Consider the following 19,290-nt stretch of genomic DNA (forward strand, 5'->3'; position numbering starts at 1 on the left):
ACGGCCGCCGAGGTCGTCAGCGCGGGAAGCCCGGCGGACGTGCGCCGGCCGCGGCGCTCGCACGGTCCAGTGTGCGTGCGCGCCCGGTGAAGGCCCGCAGGTCGCGGGACCGCCGTAGCGCGACGACCCCGGCGAGGAACTCCTCAGCCGGCACGGGGGGCACCGGGGCGGCGTACTCGGCGACCTCCGCCGCGAGGGCCCGGGCCACCTCGGCGCGGAGTCCGGGCTGCACGGTGACCGCGCCCCGGAAGAACGCCGCGATCCGGTTCTCGAGCCGTTGCGGCAGTCGGCGGACGTCGGCCACGCCCGCCCAGCCGACCAGCGACGGTGGCAGGGTCACGACGGGATCGACCGACCGTCGCAGGCGCTCGTGCTGCACGACGGTGCCCGCCAGCAGGTCACCCAGGCGTCGCGGACGAGACCCGAACAGCGCGACGACCATGGCCAGCGACCCCACGGTGAGCCAGAGTTCCAGGAGCCCGACGAGTGCCCGGGTGAACGCGTGGCGGAACGACACCGCGCCGCCGTCGACCCGGACCACCCTGGTGCCGACGGCGTACCGGCCGACGCTCCGACCCCGGGTGGCGGTCTCCACGGCGGCGGGGACGAGCACGAACACGACGACCACGACGACGATCTGGGCCGCCGCGGACCACGCGCTGTCGATGCGGGACGGCCAGACCCGGGACGCTCCGATCAGCAGCACCACGAGCAGCGCGACGAGGCACAGCGCGTCGAGGAGTGCGGCCGCGCCCCGCAGCACGATGCCGGCGGGGACGACGTCGAGCGCGACGGCCTCACCGACGACGAGCGCGTCGTCGGTGTCGTCCAGGGCGCGGACGAAGCGGCGGTCCGCGAGGTCCCGGGGCGTGGCGCGCTTCGGCATGGGATCATTCTGTCGGAACACGACCACGAGCGGTCGGGGACCGGGCCCGGCCGGGCCGGCACGAGGGGGAGCGCATGGACCTGGACGCCTACGCGGAGACCCACCGCGCGCGGTGGACCGAGCTCGACCGGCTCGCTCGACGACGTCCGGGGTCGGGAGACGACGTCGACCGGATGCTCGCCGACTACCAGTCGGCCGCCACGGACCTCGCCCGCATCCGGCAGGTGGCACCGCGGTCGGCGACCGGGGACCGGCTGTCGCTGACCCTGCACCGTGCGCGTCTCCGGTTCACGGGGACGCCGGTCGACCCGGCCACGGCCGTCGTCCGGTTCTTCGCCCTGCAGCTGCCGGCCGCGCTGTACCGGATCCGGTGGGTGACGATCTGGGTCGCGGTCGCCACCGTCCTCATCGCGGGCATCACGGCGGTCTGGATCGCGTCGACCCCGGGTGCGGTGGCGACGTTCGGCACGGACGCGGCGCTCCGGCAGTACGCCACGCAGGACTTCGTCGACTACTACTCCGACCACGGGCTCGGGGCGTTCACCGCGCAGGTGTGGACGAACAACGCGTACATCGCCGCGAGCATGGTCGCATTCGGCATCACCGGGCTCTTCGTCCCGTACTCGATCGTGCAGAACGCGATGGGCCTCGGCGTCTCGGCGTCGATCATGCACGCCCAGGGTCGGCTCGGGGACTTCTTCCTCTACATCGCGCCGCACGGGCAGCTCGAGCTCTACTCGGTCTTCCTGGCGGGTGGCGCCGGCCTGATGATCGCCTGGTCCTGGATCGCACCCGGTCAGCGGACCCGGGCGCAGGCGCTGGCGGAGGACGGCCGCGCGCTCATCACCGTCGCGATCGGCCTCGTGCTCACCCTGCTGCTGTCCGGCATCGTCGAGGGGACCGTCACGCGGCAGGACTGGCCGTGGCCGGTGAAGATCGGCATCGGCACGGTGGCGCTCGTGCTGGTCCTCGTGTACCAGTGGGTCGTCGGAGGCCGTGCGCATCGGGCGGGGGAGCGCGGGGACGTCGACGCCTTCGACCGGGGCGCGACCGAGATCGTCGCCGGCTGACGCCACGCGAGCGCCCACCGGAGCGGTGCGGTCAGAGCCTCCCGGCGGCCTTCGCGCGGAGGTAGGCGTCCGCGGTGCGGGGAGGGACCTCCTCCGGCAGGCCGCGCACGACCTCCGCCCCGGCGCGACGGGCGACGTCGGCGACGCCGTCGGCGTCGAGCAGCGCGCGCTCCGCTGCGGCCCGTCGGTAGACGTCCCCCGATCCCGATCCCGATCCTGATCCTGCCCGGCCACCGCCGGGACCCGCCATCCGCACCACGGCGGGGTCCTCGACGGCGGTCACCACCACCGCGTGCCGCCGGGCGAGGACGGGCAGCACGGTGAGGAGGTCGCCGGACGCCCCCACCGAGGCGAGGCTCGTCGCGAGCACCACGAGGGCACGTTGCGTGGTGACGGCGTCGACGATCCCGGGCACGGCGGCCCAGTCGGTCGGGCGCAGGTGCGGTTCCGCCAGCGCGAGGGTCTCGCCGAACCGCTGCACGACGTCCGAGCGGGTGGCGCTGTGGACCCGGCCGCGCACGGCGTCGTCGAGCACGACCAGGTCGACCCGGTCACCGGCCGCCGCGGCGAGGGCGCCGAGGAGCAGGGCCGTCTCGATGGCCGTGTCGAGGCGCGGTTCGTCGTCGACGCGACCCGCGCCGGCGCGTCCGGAGTCGACGACGACCACGACGCGGCGGTCGCGTTCCGGTCGCCACGTCCGGACGACGAGGTCCTGGCGGCGCGCGGTGGCCCGCCAGTCGATCGACCGGACGTCGTCGCCCCGGACGTAGTCGCGGAGCGAGTCGAACTCGGTGCCGTGCCCGCGGAGCTGCAGCGTGGTCTCACCGTCGAGTTCGCGCAGCCGCGCCAGCCGGGAGGGCAGGTGCCGGCGCGACCGGAACGGCGGGGTGACGACCAGTTCGCCCGGCGACGGGACGACACGTTGCCGGGCGACCAGACCGAACGGACCGGACGCCCGGACCGCGATGCCGGTGGTGGTCCGCCGCCCCCGGCGGAACGGGGTGAAGCGCATCCGAGCGGTGCGGCGCTCGCCGGCCGGCACCGTCAGGCGGATGCGGCGCGGCTCCTGGCCGGCGGAGGGTTCCCACATGTCGCGGACCAGGGCGCGGAGGACCCGACGGCCGTCGTTCGCCAGGACGAGTGTGCCGTCGGCAGCGGCGTCGCGACGGGTGAGACGTGGCATCCGTCGTTCCACCCGGACGTGTCGCAGGTCCGCGGCGAGGGACAGGTCCACGGCGCTCGCCAGCAGCAGCAGGCCGGTCCACGCCACCGCACCCCACCCGCTGCCGAGCAGCACGGTGAGGACGACGGCGACCGCCAGGAGCGCGACGAACCGGCCGGAGAGCGCCACTAGATCGGCACCCGGACCTGGTCGAGGACCTGCTGGAGCACGCCGTCGGCGTCGACGCCCTCGAGCTCCGCGTCGGCGGCGATCCGCAGTCGGTGCCGCCACACCGGCAGGAGCATCGCCTGGACGTGGTCGGGCGTGATGGCGTCGTAGCCGGTCAACCACGCCCACGCCTTCGCGGCGGCCAGCAGCGCCGTGGACCCGCGCGGGCTGACGCCGATGCGGACGGACGGCGCCTGGCGGGTGGCGCGGGCCAGGTCCACGACGTAGGCGAGCACGTCGTCGCGGGCACCGACCGCGCGGACGGCACGCTGGGCAGCCCGGACCTCGTCGACCCCGACCACGGGCACGATCCCGGCCGAGCGGACGTCGCGCGGTACGAAGCCGTCGGCGTGACGTCGGAGGACCTGCCACTCGACGTCGCGCGGCGGCAGGTCGAGGGTCAGCTTCATGAGGAACCGGTCGAGCTGCGCCTCGGGCAGCGTGTAGGTGCCCTCGAACTCGATGGGGTTCATCGTCGCGGCGACGAAGAACGGGTCCGGCAGCATCCGGGCGGAGCCGTCCACGCTGACCTGGCGCTCCTCCATCGCCTCGAGCAGGGCCGACTGGGTCTTCGGCGGGGTGCGGTTGACCTCGTCGGCGAGCAGCACGTTCGTGAACACCGGCCCCTCGCGGAACGGGAAGGTGCCGGTCGAGGCGTCGAACACGAGCGAACCGGTCACGTCGCCGGGCATCAGGTCCGGGGTGAACTGGATGCGCTTGGTGTCGAGGGACATCGCTGCGGCGAGGCTCCGGACGAGCAGGGTCTTCGCGACGCCGGGGACACCCTCGAGCAGGACGTGGCCCTGGGCGAGCAGACCGACGATCATCCCGGAGACGGCACCCTCCTGCCCGACGACGGCCTTGCCGACCTCGGCACGGACGCGCCCGAGGACCTCCCGGAGCGGGTCGCCCGCGGGTGTCGACCCGGCGGCGGGTCCGGCGGGCGTGGTGGTGGGCAGGTCGGTCACGATCGTCCTCCTGGTGGTGTTCGGGTGGTCGGTTCCGTCAGGTCTGCCTGCGACGCGGTCGGTGCAGGCCGGGAGGCCCGTCCCACGTCCCCGGCGCGTGCTCGGTGGACCGCGTGTTCGAGTTCGTCCAGGGCCGCGGCCCCGGCGACGAGCGCTCGGTCGTCACCGGTGCTGCCGCCGACGAGGACGGCGCCGACGTCGTCGGCGGATCGTCGCGTCACGGCCGCCGCGCGTCGGACGACCTCGTCCACGTGCGCCGATCGGGGCAGACCGAGGTCCCGCCCGATCCGTCGGAGGGCCGCGAGGCGCAGGGTGTCGAGCGCATGCGTGCGATCACGGACGCGGGCGTAGAGCCGTCCGCGGCCCTCAGTGGTCTCTGCTGCACGCACCACCACCGGCAGGTGTTCGACGACGAGCGGGCCGAGACGCCGTCCTCTCCAGAGCGCGGCGGCGACGGCGACCAGCCCGAGGACGGCGATGGCGCTCGGCACCCACGGCGGGGCGAGGTCGCCGAGCGAGGGTGCGGCGTCGGTGCCGTCCGCCGTCGGCACGTACCAGACCAGGTGGTCGCCGCTGCCGAGCAGCCCGAGTGCGAGGGCGGCGTTGCCCGCCCGGGTGACGGTGTCGTTGCGCAGCGCGCCCGTCGTGCCGAGGACCGTGACCCGGCCGTCCGCCGTGTCCGTGCGGAGGAGGCCCCAGCGGGTGTCCGCGCCGGAGCCGGACCGGGCGCAGCGCTCCACGGCGGGGTCGGCGGTGTCGTAGGTCGCGCCGATGACACTGACGGAGCCCGCGGTGCGGGCCGCCGGGATCGGGCAGGTCGTCGTCGACGCCACGCGGGTCGACGAGGTGCTGCCCGCGGGCCGTGCGTCGACCCCGAACGACTCGAGGACACCCGGGTCCGTCGTGACCAGGACCACGTCGGATGCGGTGCGGGCGATGCGCCGGGCGACACCGCGGTCGAGCACCCGGGCGGAGTCGTCGACCAGGACCGTCCCGGTCGTGCCGCCGTCGAGCGCGTCCGCGTCGTGGACGACGTCGACCCGGGTGCCCCGCTGTTCGAGCACCCGGACCACGGCCCGGGAACCACTCGCGGTGGTGGACGTCGGGTCGAGCGGTACGTCGTCCGGACGGTCGCCCCGGCCGACGGCGGCGGTCAGTGCCGCGAGCAGCAGTCCGACGACGACCACGGCGACCCAGGTGATGATCCGGACGCCGCGGTCGGTCCGCTCCGGCCCGTCCAGGGTCCCGGCAGCAGTGGCGGCGGCGCTCACGCGGGCACCGCCGGCTGGTCCGTGGGGGTGGGGCGGGCCTCCCGGACGGCGCGTCCGGCCGCGAGGACGAGACGCGCGGCGGACTCGTCGGCCTCGATCCCGAGGTAGCGGACGGCGTCGAACGTGTCCGAGGCGTGGCGCAGCACGTCATCGAGCTGCGGGAACGGCACGGCGGCACGGTCGGCGATGGCCCGCGCGGTGGCGCCGGGCACCAGGAGGACCAGGTCCCGTTCGCCGAGTCCGCGGGCGAGGGCGCGGTACCCCTCGAGGACCGCGGTCGCCCAGTCGCCGGAGCGGAAGGCGGCGGTGGCGGCGGCGGACACGGCCTCTGCGGACCGGAGGTCGTCGTCGTCGAAGACCCCGCCGGGCGCGGTCGGGCGGAGGCGTGCACGGCGGCGGGGCAGCCCCCGGGTGACGACGACGAGGACGACCACGGCGACGAGCACGACGATCGCGACGACGAGCAGGGTGCGGCCGAAGCCCGGCGCACCGATGCCGTCCGGGGCGAGCGAACCGAGCCAGTCGAGGAACGACCGCGAGGCTCGGTCCCACCAGGTCGCCTGGGCGCCGCGGTACTCCCGGTGGGCGAGTTCCCGCTCGAGCAGTCGGCGCGCTCCGCCGGGGCCGAGGGTGCTCATCCGCGGCCGTCCGGTGGGTCCTGTGGCTCGGGAGACCAGGGCTCCGGGGACCAGGGCTGCGGCGCCCACGGTTGCTGGGGTTGCTGCTGCTGCTGCGGTGCCCACGGCTGTTGCGGCTGCTGCTGCTGCGGCGCCCACGGTTGCTGCGGTTGCTGCTGCTGCGGTGCCCACGGCTGCTGCGGCGCCCACGGCTCCGGCGGCCAGCTCCGCTGCTGTGGCCAGCCCTGCTGGGGCGGCCAGGGCGGGCGCGCCACCGGCGCGTGCGGTGCGAACGGGTCGGCGGGCTGCCCGGTGTCCAGGTGGGACGCGATCCGCTGGTCCAGCGCCTCGGTGCGGATGCGGCGGTCGATGGCCAGGAAGGTCACGACGGAGGCGCTCAGCACGTCCGTGACGCACTGCACGGCGATCACGAGCAGGCTGCCGATGACCAGGGCGACGATGCTGCCGGCCGTCGGCGCGCTGGCCGACGTGGTCTGCCCGAGCGGGTCGAACACGCCGGACAACAGGGTGGCCCCGATCGTGAGCGGGATGCCGGCGATGCTCGCGGCGAACCCGAGCACCACCTGCACGAGCAGCAGGATCCCGAACGTGCGCCAGAACGCGCCGCGGGTGAGCCGCCACGACTGCCCGGCAGCCGAGAAGACGCTGCGCCCCTCGAGGGCGATCGTCGGCACCGTGAACGCGAAGCGCGTGGCCAGGAAGGCGATGAGCACCAGGAAGCCGAGGACCATCAGGACGACCACCAGCACGAACCACCCCGCCGAGCTGTTGCCCGCGGCCAGCGCTGCCACGAACGCGATCACGACGACGACGAAGACGACACCGACCACGACACCGGCCGCCAGCTGCAGCAGGATCCAGCCGATGACCGACCTCCGGCGACCGGCGAGCAGGGACCACAGACCGCGGAAGGTGCCGCGGCGCCCGAGGACCCGCTGCCCGGTGTCGACCGCGACCGGGGCGACGAGGAACCCGCGCGCCAGGGTGCTCAGGAACGGCAGGCCGATCGCCAGGACCGCGTACAGCGTGACCGTGCCGGCGATGACCGTGTCGGAACTGCCGTCCCCGCTGCCGTCCACCGCGGACAGGACCCGGCTCTGCAGGACCCGCTGGCCGACCGTCGACCCGAGGGTGGACAGCAGCCCGAGCACCCCGGACAGCAGGACGGCCCAGAGCAGCAGCACGCGGGCGTTGCGGCGGAAGACGGTGAAGGCGCCCGCGAGCACGTCGCCCAGACCGAGCGGCCGCAACGGGATCACCGGGCGGGACGCCGGCGGCAGTGGGGCCGGGCCGCCGACGGGCGGCCACGGTGTGGGGGAGGCGGGCGTGCCTCCCGGCTGTCCGACCGACCCGGGTCGCGGCTGTTGCGCCCCCGGGACCTGCCAACCGTCGTCGACCATCGGACCGCCCCCTCGCCTGGTCGCTGCCGGAACGCGCGACCGTGACCATCCTGTCGGAAAACCTGCGGTGACGAGCGCTCGGCTATCGTGAGCGGAGAGCACCCGTCCCGGGGTGCCCCACCTGCCCCACGGAGTCCGCATCCCATGACACCGCGCATCCTCGTCGTCGACGACGACCAGGCCCTCGCCGAGATGATCGGCATCGTCCTGCGCTCGGAGGGCTACGAGCCCGACTTCAGCGCCGACGGCAACGACGCCGTCGAGGCCTTCCACGCGACGAAGCCCGACCTCGTGCTGCTCGACGTCATGCTGCCGGGCATCGACGGCATCGAGGTGTGCCGACGCATCCGCGCCGAGAGCGGCACCCCGATCATCATGCTGACCGCGAAGGGCGACACCGCCGACGTGGTCGCCGGGCTCGAGAACGGAGCGGACGACTACGTCGTCAAGCCGTTCAACCCGAAGGAACTCGTCGCCCGCATCCGGACGCGCCTGCGCCCGACCGCCACCGACGCCACCGTCCTGCACGTCGGCGACCTGGTCGTCGACGTCCCCGGGCACGAGGTCCGCCGCGGTGACGCCGCGATCGCCCTCACCCCGCTCGAGTTCGACCTGCTGCGGGCGCTCGCCGAGAAGCCCAGCCAGGTGTTCACGCGCGAGATGCTCCTCGAGCAGGTCTGGGGCTACCACTACAAGGCGGACACCCGCCTGGTGAACGTGCACGTGCAGCGCCTCCGCGCGAAGATCGAGCACGACCCGGACAACCCGCGCATCGTGACCACCGTCCGCGGGGTCGGGTACCGGGCCGGCACGCAGAGCTGACGTGCCGTCGTCGTCGGTGCCGGCACCGTTCCGCCGGACGCGTCGGCGGATCCGCACCTGGCTCCGCCGGATCTGGCGCGGGATCGCCTACCTCTGGCGCCGCTCGCTGATGGTCCGCTCCGCGGCGATCACCGTCGCGACCACCGGGCTCGCCGTCGCCGTGATCGGCACCGCGGTCATGGTGAGCATCTCGACCAACGTCTACGCGCAGCGCCGCGACCAGATCGAGGCCGAGTCCGCGCGGGCGACCATCGTCGCGCAGAACATCTTCGACGCGGCCACCGCGGCCGAGGACAACAACCAGACCGAGCTCGAGTCGCTGCAGAGCGAGGCGCAGACCGCGATCCTCTCGAACACCACCAGCCCGGGCGGCACGAGCATCGCGATCGAGCGGACACCGGGGGCGCGGACGCCGCAGATCCTGCAGAACGTCGCCAGCACCGGCTTCCCGGACGCCGTCATCACCGACGAGCTGCGGAAGCGGGTCGCCGCGGACACCGGGGAACTCAGCCTGCAACCCGTCCGGCTCGAGGGCCCGGGCGGACGCGGACCCGGGCTCGCCGTCGGCTCGACCCTGCAGATCCCGAGCGCCGGCCAGTACGAGCTCTACATCGTGTACGACCTGTCGGACGCGCAGCAGACCCTGGACTTCGTGTCGCAGACGCTCTCGATCGGCGGCGTCGCGCTCATCGTGCTCATCGCCCTCGTCACCTCGCTCGTGGTGCGTCTGGTCGTCGTCCCGATCCGCGGTGCTGCCGAGACCAGCCGGAAGATCGCCGCCGGTCGCCTGGACGAACGCATCCCGGTCCGCGGCGAGGACGACATCGCCACCCTCGCCCGCAGCTTCAACGACATGGCCGACGCCGTCAGCCGACAGATCACCCAGCTGGCGGAGCTCTCCCGCGTGCAGCAGCGGTTCGTGTCCGACGTCTCCCACGAACTCCGCACCCCGCTCACCACCATCCGTCTGGCCGGCGACCTGCTCTTCGACGCCCGACACGCCTTCGAGCCCTCGGTCGCCCGGTCGGCGGAACTGCTGCACGCGCAGGTCGACCGGTTCGAACTCCTGCTCGCCGACCTGCTCGAGATCTCGCGGTACGACGCGCAGGCGGTCGAGCTCGAGACCGAGACCGTGGTGCCGGCCGCGCTCGCCGCGGACATCGTCGAGGAGTTCCGTCCCCTCGCCGACCGAGCCGGCATCGACCTGCGCCTGGCCACCCCGGGCGGACACACGACCATGCAGCTCGACGCCCGACGCATCCGCCGGGTGCTCCGCAACCTCGTCGGCAACGCGATCGAGCACGGCGACGGTCGGCCCGTCGACGTCGTGGTCGACAGCGACTCCCGCTCCGTCGCCATCGCCGTGCGCGACCGCGGAGTGGGGATGCCCGCCGAGGACACCGCCCGCGTGTTCGACCGGTTCTGGCGAGCCGACCCCAGTCGCAAGCGCACCATCGGCGGCACCGGACTCGGACTCGCGATCAGCCTCGGTGACGCCCAGCTGCACGGCGGCCGCATCGACGTCTGGTCGCGGCCGGGCGAAGGGTCGGCGTTCGTGCTCACCCTGCCGCGACGCAGCAGTGAAGCACCGCCGACGTCGGCGATCCCGCTGCCCGCGCTCGACGAGTCCTACGCGGGACCGACCGGAACGGAGGACCCGGCATGACCCCGACCGACCGACCGACTCCGAGGTCGCGCCTCCGGCTGGCGCTCACCGCCGCGCTCGCCGCCGCGACGCTGCTCGGCGCCACCGCCTGTGCCGCGATCCCCACCGGCGGTCCCGTCCGCTCCGGGCAGTCGATCACCGACGAGTCGCCCACCGGCGGCGTGGACTACCGCCCGACCGGCCCCGAGGACGGGGCGGACCAGACCGAGCTCCTCACACAGTTCATCGACGCCGCCACCGGTGCCCAGAACGACTACGCCGTCGCCCGCGAGTTCCTCAGCAGCGGCTTCTCACAGAAGTGGAACCCACGACAGAGCGTCACCATCCGGCAGGGCGACGGCGAGGTCGAACGGGTCGGCGACCAAGAGCTCACCTACACGCTGACGGCGAGTGCCTCGGTCGACGCCGACGGCGAGTACACGCAGGCCGTGCGTCCGACGTCCTCGACGCTGACCTTCCAGTTCGTCCGCGAGGGCGGCCAGTGGCGCATCGCCTACGCCCCCGACGGGATCATCCTCTCGCCCGTCAACTTCACCTCCGTGTTCCAACCGCACGCGCTCTACTTCTACGACCCCACCTACCGGTTCCTCGTCCCCGACGAGCGCTGGTTCCTCGCGCGCTCCTCGACCAGCACCCGCATCGTCAGCGCACTGCTCGCCGGCCCCGCCGAGTGGCTCGAGGGCACCGTCGTCTCGTCGTTCCCCGAGGGCACCCAGCTCTCCCTGAACGCCGTCACCATCGAGAGCGGCAGTGCACAGGTCGACCTGTCGGGCGAGGCGCTGAAGGCGAACACGGTGGAGAAGGTCCGGATGCGCGAACAGCTCACCGAGTCGCTCTCCTCCGTCGCCACGATCTCCTCGGTCGACCTCACCGTCGAGGGCGTCCCCGTCCCGTTGCCCGACTCCAGCGGCACGAGCGCGCAGCGGAACCCGGACGTCGACGCCCGGCCCCTCGTCGTGCAGGACGGCAGCGCCGGCTACGCCACCCCGAGCACCGGGGACGTCACCGCGCTCGGCGGCGGCATGAGCGACCGCATCGCCGGGCTCGAGCCACGATCGCTCGCCCTGTCCGCGTCCGGCACGGTCGCCGTCGTGGGCAACGACGACGGGGTCTTCGTCGTCCGCACGGGCAAGGACCCGCTGCGCATCGACACCCGCGACGACCTCGTGCCGCCGACCCTCGACGACCAGGGCTTCGTCTGGGTCGCCGAACGGTCGGACAGCCGGTCGATCACCGCGTACGGGCTCGGCGGCGACCCGCACACGGTCACCTCGACGCTCCCCGAGGGGAAGCTGGTGTCCTTCCAGGTGTCCCGGGACTCCACGCGGGCCCTGGCGCTCCTCGACACGGAGGACGGGGCGGCCCTCTACGTCGTCGCGATCACCCGAGGGTCCGACCGGGCACCGACCTCGCTCGGCCCGCCCGTCCGGGTCCAGGCGGCGGAGGGCACCCCCGTCGGCGCCACGTGGGTCGACGAACTCGACGTCGCCTCGGTCGGACGCACCACGGTCGGCTCGAGCGTCGTCCGTACCACCGTCGGCGGGCAGTGGGACACCCTGGCGAAGCCCGACGGGCGGGCCACCGCGATCGCCGGAGGCAGCGGCAGCGCGCTCCTGCTGCGGAAGTCGGACGGGTCGGTGCTGCAGCTGAACGGCGGTGGGTGGGAGACCACCGGCATCGAGGCGCAGGTGCTCGGCGTGCAGCGCTGAGGGCGGGCGCGCCGTGCTCCGGCGGCGGCGCTCGTCCGCAGCGCCCGTCCTCCACAGCGCTCGTCCTCCACAGGCGGCACGGACCGGAGGCTCGTCCACAGTCCGTCCGGTCGGCCTGCGTCCGGCTCAGCGGCCCGGGACGATCGGTGCATGGCAACGCTCCCCGTCCCCCTGGCACCCCCGATCACCTCCGCGGATGCCGACCGTCCCTGGCTCGACGCGTGCTCGTCGGTCCTCGCCCTGTTCCTGCCCGTCGAGTGCGTCGGATGCGGCGCATCGGACCGCGCGCTCTGTCGCCGCTGCCGGCGGACACTCGACGCGCTCCCGGGTCGCACGCGGCTCGTGGGCGGCGTCCGCCTCGACGCCGCCCACGAGTACGACGGTCTGGTCCGGACCCTGGTGCTCGAGTGGAAGCTGCGCGGACGGGTGGACGTCGTCCGCGACCTCACCGGGCGCACCGCAACGCTCGTGCGGGCAGCGCTCGCCGCGGCACCGGACGGCGCGGTGGTCCTCCGCGTCCCACCCTCGGTCCGCGGGCACCGGCAGCGCGGCTTCGACCCGGTCGTGACGGTGCTGCGCCGGGCCGGTGTCCGCCGTTCCCGCACGCTCCGGCGAGTGGCACCACCGATCGGCACCGCGCCTCCCGGCAACCTGCCGGGCGGGACGACCGGTCACGGACAGAAGGAGCGGAACGCGCTCGAACGGGTCGCGGCCACCGTCGGGACCCTCGTCGCCGAGGACGTCGCGGGGCGTGACGTCGTGCTCGTGGACGACGTCGTGACCACCGGCGTGACGATGGCAGAGGCCGTCCGTGCCGTCCGTGCCGCGGGTGGGCGTGTGGTCCGGTGCGTGGCCGTCGCCACGGTGGAGGTGTGAGCCGTGTCCCGCGATTGGAGCGACGGCGGGTCCGACCAGGACGAGTGCGGGAACGCCGAGGTGGGCGTCCGCTGGGCATCCGGTGGAGGTCTCCGGCACGCGGGCTCCCTCGGGCACGGGCAGAGGCCGCAGGGTCTAGCCTCGCGGCAAGGCGTTGGTGTTCGCCGGACGGAGGCGAACCGCCGAGTGTGGATGGGAGCCGCCATGGACGTGACGATCACGGGCCGCAACGTCGGGGTCACCGACCGATTCCGGGCCTACGTGGAGCAGAAGTCCGAGAAGATCGACGTGCTCGCCGACCGGGCCCTCGCGTTCGAGGTGCGGGTGAGCCGGCACCACGAGAAGAGCAGCGGCGCGCAGGGCGAGGACCGCGTCGAACTGACGCTCATCGGGCCCGGACCGCTGGTCCGTGCCGAGTCTGCGGCGTCGGACAAGTACGCCGCCTTCGACCTGGCGTTCGCGCGCATCGCCGAGCGCCTGCGTCGGGCACGCGACCGCAAGAAGGTGCACCGCGGACGTCACCGTCCGACCTCCGTGGCCGAGGCTTCGGGTGCGGCGTTCGAGGGCATGGGCGTGGAGCCCGCCGACGGCAAGCTCATCGAGGAGGTCGCCACCGGTGCCGTCCCCGTGGTCGACGCCGACCAGGGAACCGAGCGCGAGGACGAGGACGCGGCGTACTCGCCGGTCGTCATCCGGCAGAAGGTCTTCGAAGCCGCCCCGATGACGGTGGACGACGCGCTGTACCACATGGAGCTCGTCGGGCACGACTTCTACCTCTTCGTCGACTCCGAGACCCACCGTCCGAGCGTCGTCTACCGCCGCAAGGGCTGGGACTACGGCGTGATCGGCATCGACGAGAACCCGGGCGCCGACGCCCGGGGGAGCGAGCACGTCCTCGTTGAGGAGTCCGCGCCCGCCACCGCCTAGCCGGCGGATCGCACCACCTCCGAGTGCGCACGGTCCCTCCGGGGTCGTGCGCACTCGTGTTGCTCCCAGCGCCGGACGTCGGTGGGTTGCTAGCATGACTGGCTGATCGGGCGCGTCGACCGCGCACGACGACTTCGTAAGGAGCTCACGTGGCAAACGTGCTGGAGAAGGTCCTCCGCATCGGTGAAGGGCGGACCCTCCGTCGGCTGAAGGCGTACGCCTCGGCGATCAACGACCTCGAGGACGACTTCGCGAGCCTCACCGACGAGGAACTCCACGACGAGACGACGGAGCTCCGCGAGCGGTACGCCAACGGCGAGACGCTCGACGACCTCCTGCCGGAGGCCTTCGCGGCCGTCCGTGAGGCGTCGAAGCGCACCCTCGGCATGCGGCACTTCGACGTGCAGCTCATGGGTGGCGCGGCACTGCACCTCGGCAACATCGCCGAGATGAAGACCGGTGAGGGCAAGACCCTGGTCGCCACCACCGCGGCCTACCTCAACGCGATCCCGTCGCGCGGCGTGCACGTCATCACGGTGAACGACTTCCTCGCGTCGTACCAGTCGGAGCTCATGGGTCGCGTGTTCCGCGCCCTCGGCATGACGACCGGGTGCATCATCGCCGGACAGTCCCCGATCGAGCGTCGCGAGCAGTACGCGGCCGACATCACCTACGGCACGAACAACGAGTTCGGGTTCGACTACCTGCGCGACAACATGGCATGGCAGGCGTCGGACATGGTGCAGCGCGGCCACTTCTTCGCCGTGGTGGACGAGGTCGACTCGATCCTCATCGACGAGGCCCGCACGCCGCTCATCATCTCCGGACCGTCCTCGGGCGAGGCGAACCGCTGGTTCACCGAGTTCGCGTCCATCGCCACGCGGCTCACCCCGGGCGAGGACTACGAGGTCGACGAGAAGAAGCGCACCGTCGGCGTGCTCGAGCCCGGCATCGAGAAGGTCGAGGACTACCTCGGCATCGACAACCTCTACGAGTCCGCGAACACCCCGCTGATCTCGTTCCTCAACAACTCGATCAAGGCCTCGGCCCTGTTCAAGCGCGACAAGGACTACGTCGTGATGAACGGCGAGGTGCTGATCGTCGACGAGCACACCGGTCGCATCCTGATGGGCCGTCGGTACAACGAGGGCATCCACCAGGCGATCGAGGCGAAGGAAGGCGTCGAGGTCAAGGCCGAGAACCAGACCCTCGCCACCGTCACGCTGCAGAACTACTTCCGCCTGTACCAGAAGCTCTCGGGCATGACGGGTACCGCGGAGACCGAAGCGGCCGAGTTCATGTCGACCTACAAGCTCGGCGTCGTGCCGATCCCGACGAACCGGCCGATGCAGCGCATCGACCAGACCGACCTCGTGTACAAGAACGAGCAGGCCAAGTTCGAGCAGGTCGCCAACGACATCGAAGAGCGCCACCACAAGGGCCAGCCGGTCCTCGTCGGCACCACGAGCGTCGAGAAGTCCGAGTACCTGTCGAAGCTGCTCGCCAAGAAGGGCGTCAAGCACGAGGTCCTCAACGCGAAGAACCACGCCCGTGAAGCCGCGATCGTCGCCCAGGCCGGCCGCGCCGGTGCGGTGACCGTCGCGACGAACATGGCCGGTCGCGGAACGGACATCATGCTCGGCGGCAACGCCGAGTTCCTCGCCGTGCAGGAGATGCACGCCAAGGGCCTGTCACCGACCGAGACGCCGGACGAGTACGAAGCCGAGTGGGACAACGTCTTCACCGCGATGAAGGCCGCGGTCGAGCAGGAGAGCGCGAAGGTCCGCGACGCCGGCGGTCTCTACGTCCTCGGGACCGAGCGCCACGAGTCCCGTCGCATCGACAACCAGCTGCGCGGTCGCTCCGGCCGTCAGGGCGACCCGGGCGAGAGCCGGTTCTACCTGTCGCTGACCGACGACCTGATGCGGCTGTTCAACTCCGGTGCCGCCGAGAGCCTGATGGGCCGCGGCAACGTCCCGGACGACCTCGCGATCGAGAACAAGCTGGTCGGTCGGGCCATCCGCTCGGCGCAGGCGCAGGTCGAGGGCCGCAACGCCGAGATCCGCAAGAACGTCCTGAAGTACGACGACGTCCTGAACCGTCAGCGCGAAGCGATCTACAGCGACCGCCGGCACATCCTCGAGGGTGACGACCTGCACGAGCGCGCGCAGTCGTTCCTCAAGAGCGTCATCGACGACGTCATCGACACCCACACCGGTGAGGGCTCCCCGGACGACTGGGACCTCGACGCCATGTGGACCGAGCTCGGCACGCTGTACCCGATCTCGATCACCATCGACGAGGTCATCACCGAGGCTGGCTCGAAGGGCAAGGCCACGCGGGAGTTCCTGGCTCGCGAGATCCTCTCCGACGCCCAGCTCGCCTACAAGAACCGCGAAGAGGCCCTCGGCGACGAGGCCATGCGTGAGCTCGAGCGCCGCGTCGTCCTCTCGGTGATCGACCGCCGCTGGCGCGACCACCTCTACGAGATGGACTACCTCAAGGACGGCATCGGCCTCCGTGCGATGGCCCAGCGTGACCCGCTGGTCGAGTACCAGCGCGAGGGCTACGCCCTGTTCCAGACGATGATGGGGCAGATCCGCGAAGAGTCCGTCGGGTTCCTCTTCAACCTCGAGGTCCAGGTGCAGTCGGACGGTGAGAGTGCCGTCATCGAGGCGAAGGGTCTCAGCGAGGAAGGCGAGAACGCCGGTCTCGAGTACTCGGCACCGTCGATCGACGGTGAGGTCGAGGTCCGCGACGAGGCCGGGCGCCTCGAGCAGGCGGCGACCGCCCGGGCACAGCGTGCCCAGGCCGAGCAGGAAGAAGCCGCCGGTCCGGAGAAGGGGTCGGCGTTCGGCTCCGCAGCGACCGCGTCCGGCCAGGCCGACGCGAGCAACCGCGCCGAGCGCCGGGCAGCAGCCAAGAAGGGCTGACGCGCAGCGCCGTCGTGACGGGAGGCTCGGTACCAGCTGGTACCGGGCCTCCCGTCCGTCGTCGTCAGAGCATGCCGATGGCGGTCGCCCGCCACCGCCCCTTCCGCTCCTCGAGGCGGATGGCGACCGCACGCGCGTGACTGCGGGTGTGCACGACCACAGCGGCTTCGGCGACCCCGTCCCGCGGACGGCTCACGACGACGCCGCCCACGTGGATCACCGGGCGGTGACGACGGCGGCGCGCTGCCGACCGCGCACGTGCCGCGAGAGCTGCACGGTGCTGCAGATGGCGTTGGACCTCCTCCGTGATCCACCGCGAGATCGTCTCGACCTCTCGAGCTCCGGTGAGGATCTCGGCGACGCAGAGCGCCAGCGAGCGGGCGGTCTCTCCGGGGTCCGGCAGAGCCGGTGATGGCGCCGCCGGCGGACCGTTCTCGTGCTGCTCGTCGTGTCCCGCATGCTCGGCGTGCTCGTCTCGGCGGCGCTCCAGCCCCTCGTCCACGTCCTGTGCGTGCGGCTCGTCATCGATCCGTCGTGCGCTCTCCGCCACCCCGGCCCCTTTCGTCAGGCTGAGCGTAGGGTCCGTGGAACATCACATACGGCTGGATTCGGGGACCTGTGGAGAGCTTCGAGTTGTCCACAACGGCGACCGGACCTCTGATGGGCCGCGCCTAGACTTGTCGGGTGTCGACCCTCAGTGACCTCGTCCTCGCGCAAGGCCGTTCCTCCGAAGCCGACGTCGAGTGGCTGCACCTGCTCGTCGGGGACTGGCAGCTGCTCGCCGACCTGTCCTTCGCAGACATGGTGCTGTGGGTGCCGACCAAGGACGACTCGACCTTCGTGGCGGTGGCGCACGCACGCCCGTCCTCGGCGGCGACGCTGTTCTACCGCGACATCGTCGGGCAGGAGATCCGCGAAGAGTGGCGTGACCAGGTGACGCAGAGCTTCACGGGGAGTCGTGTGGTCGACTCCGCCGAGCCCGACTGGTACGAGGACACCCCGACCCGTGTCCGTGCGATCCCGGTGCTCCGCCGCCTCACCGCGAAGAGCGCGCAGACCACCGACCGCCCGATCGCGGTGGTCACCCGGCACTCGAACCAGGACGAGTCACGCACGCCGAGCCGGCAGGAACTCAACTTCACGGCCAGCGCGAACGACCTGTTCGGCATGATCGCCACCGGGGACTTCCCGGACCTCGGCGCCCCGGCCGGGCCCCGACGTGGTGCGCCGCGTGCCAGCGACGGACTGCTCCGTCTCGACACCGACGGCGTCGTGACGTTCGCCAGCCCGAACGGCCTCAGCGCCTTCAACCGGATGGGCTTCGACGGCGAACTCGAGCGGAAGTCCCTCGCCGAGGTCACCACCGAGCTCCTCGGCGCGCAGCTGGACGTCGACGAGTCCCTGCCGCTCGTCGTCACCGGACGGGCGCCGTGGCGGGCCGACATCGAGGCGAAGGGCGTCACGGTGACGCTCCGCTCGATCCCGCTCCGCGACCACGGTGAGCGCATCGGGGCCGTCGTGCTCTGCCGTGACGTGACCGAGATGCGTCACCAGGAGCGCGAACTCATCACCAAGGACGCGACGATCCGCGAGATCCACCACCGGGTGAAGAACAACCTGCAGACGGTCGCGTCCCTCCTCCGGATCCAGGCGCGCCGCACCCACTCGGACGAGGCTCGGACGTCGCTGCAGAACGCGATGCGTCGAGTCGCGGCGATCGCCGTCGTCCACGACACCCTCTCGACCGGACTCAGCCAGACCGTCGACTTCGACGAGGTGTTCGACTCCGTCCTCAAGCTCGTCACCGAGGTCGCCGCCTCGCACAACACGACGGTGCACCCGAAGAAGACGGGGGAGTTCGGCGTGCTCCCGTCAGAGGCGGCGACCCCGCTCGCCCTCGGGCTGACGGAACTCGTCACGAACGCGGTCGAGCACGGGTTGGACGGCCGCGACGGCGAGGTCGAGATCGTCGCGAACCGGCACGAGGACCACATCGAGATCCAGGTGCGTGACAACGGCGTCGGTCTGCCGGAGGGCAAGGTCGGTTCCGGCCTCGGCACCCAGATCGTCCGGACGCTCATCCAGGGCGAGCTCGGCGGCACGATCGACTGGCACACCCTGACCGGCAGTGGCACCGAGGTCACGATCTCGATCCCGTTCCGCTGGCTCACCGCGGGCTGAACGGCTCGCGAGACACCGGTGTCGCTCGGACGAGCCGCGGGAAGACGCGGTGTGACCGGCGGACACCGGTGTCCAGCGGGCTCCGACCGAGGTGCGCTGCGCGTCGCGGCGACGCCCGGTGCGACGACGCGGGCACGACGACGCCCGCCGGCCCCGAGGGGCACGGCGGGCGTCGTCGTGTGCTGTCAGTCCTGCTGCGTCAGGAGGCGCGGCGAGCGCGGGCAGCGCGGCGCTTGAGTGCGCGCCGCTCGTCCTCGCTGAGGCCACCCCAGACTCCGGAGTCCTGGTTGTTCTCGAGTGCGTACTGGAGGCACATCTCGGTCACGGTGCAGCGAGCACAGACCGACTTGGCCTTCTCGATCTGGTCGACGGCCGGGCCGGTGTTCCCGACGGGGAAGAAGAGCTCGGGGTCCGCGGTGAGGCAGGCTGCCTGGTCACGCCAATCCATGTGGTGGTGCTCCTTGCGTTAGATGCTCGAACGGCAGGCCGGGGCCGTGATTCGGGGGATCGGGACTCTGCACATGCTCATGTGACGTACGGGAGGCTTCCTGTG

The 19,290-nt window shown here is 72.3% G+C and carries 16 protein-coding genes; 8 read left to right on the top strand and 8 right to left on the bottom strand.

The genetic code is table 11. The features are described from left to right. Positions 1-16: 16 nt before the first annotated feature. The gene (locus tag E9228_RS14430; RefSeq protein WP_166781221.1) at positions 17-886 is read right to left on the bottom strand and encodes an RDD family protein; all 870 of its coding nucleotides are present in this window, start codon (positions 884-886) and stop codon (positions 17-19) included. 74 nt (positions 887-960) lie between these two features. Between E9228_RS14430 and E9228_RS14435 the strand changes: the two genes are divergently transcribed. Further along, positions 961-1,956: a stage II sporulation protein M gene (locus tag E9228_RS14435; protein ID WP_166781222.1), complete on the top strand. Its 996-nt coding sequence runs from the start codon at positions 961-963 to the stop codon at positions 1,954-1,956. A 31-nt stretch (positions 1,957-1,987) separates the two neighbouring features. On the opposite strand, the gene E9228_RS14440 is transcribed toward E9228_RS14435, so the two are convergent. The 5 genes from E9228_RS14440 to E9228_RS14460 are packed head-to-tail and all read right to left on the bottom strand — an operon-like array spanning position 1,988 to position 7,623. After that, the gene (locus E9228_RS14440; protein WP_166781223.1) at positions 1,988-3,307 is read right to left on the bottom strand and encodes a DUF58 domain-containing protein; all 1,320 of its coding nucleotides are present in this window, start codon (positions 3,305-3,307) and stop codon (positions 1,988-1,990) included. After that, positions 3,307-4,314, bottom strand: a complete 1,008-nt coding sequence (locus E9228_RS14445; protein ID WP_341849901.1) for an AAA family ATPase — start codon at positions 4,312-4,314, stop codon at positions 3,307-3,309. The genes E9228_RS14440 and E9228_RS14445 overlap by 1 nt, the downstream gene beginning before the upstream one ends. After that, complete coding sequence (locus E9228_RS14450) at positions 4,311-5,585, bottom strand: DUF4350 domain-containing protein (RefSeq protein ID WP_166781224.1); 1,275 nt, start codon at positions 5,583-5,585, stop codon at positions 4,311-4,313. The genes E9228_RS14445 and E9228_RS14450 overlap by 4 nt, the downstream gene beginning before the upstream one ends. Then, positions 5,582-6,223 carry a DUF4129 domain-containing protein gene (locus tag E9228_RS14455; protein ID WP_166781225.1) on the bottom strand — a complete coding sequence of 214 codons (642 nt, stop codon included), beginning with the start codon at positions 6,221-6,223 and terminating at the stop codon, positions 5,582-5,584. Before E9228_RS14455 ends, E9228_RS14450 begins: the two co-directional genes overlap by 4 nt. After that, on the bottom strand, positions 6,220-7,623 hold the full coding sequence (locus E9228_RS14460) for a glycerophosphoryl diester phosphodiesterase membrane domain-containing protein (protein ID WP_166781226.1): 1,404 nt from the start codon (positions 7,621-7,623) through the stop codon (positions 6,220-6,222). The genes E9228_RS14455 and E9228_RS14460 overlap by 4 nt, the downstream gene beginning before the upstream one ends. Before the next feature lie 144 nt (positions 7,624-7,767). On the opposite strand from E9228_RS14460, the gene mtrA reads away from it, so the two are divergent. The 6 genes from mtrA (at position 7,768) to secA (ending at position 16,556) form a co-directional block, all read left to right on the top strand. After that, positions 7,768-8,445, top strand: coding sequence for an MtrAB system response regulator MtrA (mtrA, locus tag E9228_RS14465; RefSeq protein ID WP_166781227.1), 678 nt, complete (start codon positions 7,768-7,770; stop codon positions 8,443-8,445). Between the two features lie 16 nt (positions 8,446-8,461). Beyond that, entirely contained in the window at positions 8,462-10,111 is a 1,650-nt protein-coding gene (gene mtrB, locus E9228_RS14470) for an MtrAB system histidine kinase MtrB (protein WP_341849902.1), read from the top strand. Continuing rightward, complete coding sequence (locus E9228_RS14475) at positions 10,108-11,820, top strand: LpqB family beta-propeller domain-containing protein (RefSeq protein ID WP_166781229.1); 1,713 nt, start codon at positions 10,108-10,110, stop codon at positions 11,818-11,820. The genes mtrB and E9228_RS14475 overlap by 4 nt, the downstream gene beginning before the upstream one ends. Positions 11,821-11,970: 150 nt before the next feature. Then, positions 11,971-12,696 carry a ComF family protein gene (locus E9228_RS14480; protein WP_166781230.1) on the top strand — a complete coding sequence of 242 codons (726 nt, stop codon included), beginning with the start codon at positions 11,971-11,973 and terminating at the stop codon, positions 12,694-12,696. A gap of 204 nt (positions 12,697-12,900) precedes the next feature. Then, a complete protein-coding gene (gene hpf / locus E9228_RS14485) occupies positions 12,901-13,623 on the top strand; it encodes a ribosome hibernation-promoting factor, HPF/YfiA family (RefSeq protein WP_252728148.1) in 723 nt (240 codons plus the stop codon). 149 nt (positions 13,624-13,772) lie between these two features. After that, the gene (secA, locus tag E9228_RS14490; protein ID WP_166781231.1) at positions 13,773-16,556 is read left to right on the top strand and encodes a preprotein translocase subunit SecA; all 2,784 of its coding nucleotides are present in this window, start codon (positions 13,773-13,775) and stop codon (positions 16,554-16,556) included. A 64-nt stretch (positions 16,557-16,620) separates the two neighbouring features. Here the strand turns inward: secA and E9228_RS17200 are convergent, their stop codons facing one another. Continuing rightward, positions 16,621-17,106: an Rv3235 family protein gene (locus E9228_RS17200; protein WP_166781232.1), complete on the bottom strand. Its 486-nt coding sequence runs from the start codon at positions 17,104-17,106 to the stop codon at positions 16,621-16,623. 134 nt (positions 17,107-17,240) lie between these two features. Between E9228_RS17200 and E9228_RS14500 the strand changes: the two genes are divergently transcribed. After that, positions 17,241-18,737 carry a histidine kinase N-terminal domain-containing protein gene (locus E9228_RS14500; protein WP_166781233.1) on the top strand — a complete coding sequence of 499 codons (1,497 nt, stop codon included), beginning with the start codon at positions 17,241-17,243 and terminating at the stop codon, positions 18,735-18,737. 199 nt (positions 18,738-18,936) lie between these two features. On the opposite strand, the gene E9228_RS14505 is transcribed toward E9228_RS14500, so the two are convergent. Further along, entirely contained in the window at positions 18,937-19,185 is a 249-nt protein-coding gene (locus E9228_RS14505; protein WP_022904217.1) for a WhiB family transcriptional regulator, read from the bottom strand. Positions 19,186-19,290: the final 105 nt, after the last annotated feature.

The organism is Curtobacterium salicis, assembly GCF_011759505.1.
Lineage (GTDB): Bacteria > Actinomycetota > Actinomycetes > Actinomycetales > Microbacteriaceae > Curtobacterium > Curtobacterium salicis.

Bases quoted from the DNA above. Each gene is read 5' to 3' on its own strand.
- E9228_RS14505 (WP_022904217.1), bottom strand. From the start codon at position 19,185: ATGGATTGGCGTGACCAGGCAGCCTGCCTCACCGCGGACCCCGAGCTC.
- E9228_RS14455 (WP_166781225.1), bottom strand. From the start codon at position 6,223: ATGAGCACCCTCGGCCCCGGCGGAGCGCGCCGACTGCTCGAGCGGGAA.
- hpf (WP_252728148.1), top strand. From the start codon at position 12,901: ATGGACGTGACGATCACGGGCCGCAACGTCGGGGTCACCGACCGATTC.
- E9228_RS14480 (WP_166781230.1), top strand. From the start codon at position 11,971: ATGGCAACGCTCCCCGTCCCCCTGGCACCCCCGATCACCTCCGCGGAT.
- mtrA (WP_166781227.1), top strand. From the start codon at position 7,768: ATGACACCGCGCATCCTCGTCGTCGACGACGACCAGGCCCTCGCCGAG.
- E9228_RS14460 (WP_166781226.1), bottom strand. From the start codon at position 7,623: ATGGTCGACGACGGTTGGCAGGTCCCGGGGGCGCAACAGCCGCGACCC.
- E9228_RS14475 (WP_166781229.1), top strand. From the start codon at position 10,108: ATGACCCCGACCGACCGACCGACTCCGAGGTCGCGCCTCCGGCTGGCG.
- E9228_RS14430 (WP_166781221.1), bottom strand. From the start codon at position 886: ATGCCGAAGCGCGCCACGCCCCGGGACCTCGCGGACCGCCGCTTCGTC.
- E9228_RS14435 (WP_166781222.1), top strand. From the start codon at position 961: ATGGACCTGGACGCCTACGCGGAGACCCACCGCGCGCGGTGGACCGAG.